Here is a 486-nt window from a genome sequence, read left to right on the forward strand (position 1 = left end):
GGCAGAAGCCCAGCTCGGCGTCGTGCCGCCGCTGGCGGGCGGTGAGCTCCTCGTAGACCGACAGCTCCGCGGGCCGGCCGCCGTGGAACTCCATGACGTCGGGGTGGGCGAAGATGCGGTGCCAGGTGACGGCGTCCTCGTCGGTGGGAACCCGCAGCCGTACGGCGGGGAGTGCTCGGTTCACGGGGCAGCCCTTCAGCCGGGTGATCACGTCCGCTGAATAGACTGCCTGTGTCCAGTGCCGGTCGGCACGAAGATTTCGAACTCTGGGGAGATCCCGCCGTGACCGAGCCCCTCTCCGACAACACCGCCGATGTGATCGTCGTGGGCGCGGGGCCAGCCGGCTCCACCACCGCCTACCACCTGGCCCGGTCCGGCCTCGACGTGCTCCTGCTGGAGAAGACCGAGTTCCCGCGCGAGAAGGTGTGCGGCGACGGCCTCACCCCGCGCGCGGTGAAGCAGCTGGTGTCGATGGGCATCGACATC

At 70.0% G+C, this 486-nt stretch carries 1 protein-coding gene and 1 pseudogene; one reads left to right on the forward strand and one right to left on the reverse strand.

The window, feature by feature from the left end; translation table 11 throughout:
* Positions 1–184 (reverse strand): annotated as a pseudogene (locus LPA54_RS37095) (GNAT family N-acetyltransferase); the annotation flags it as partial.
* A gap of 98 nt (positions 185–282) precedes the next feature.
* On the opposite strand from LPA54_RS37095, the gene LPA54_RS37100 reads away from it, so the two are divergent.
* Positions 283–486: FAD-dependent oxidoreductase (locus tag LPA54_RS37100; protein ID WP_228984870.1), on the forward strand; the 204-nt coding region annotated here is incomplete at its 3' end.

Source organism: Streptomyces sp. DH12, from assembly GCF_020873895.1.
Lineage (GTDB): Bacteria > Actinomycetota > Actinomycetes > Streptomycetales > Streptomycetaceae > Streptomyces.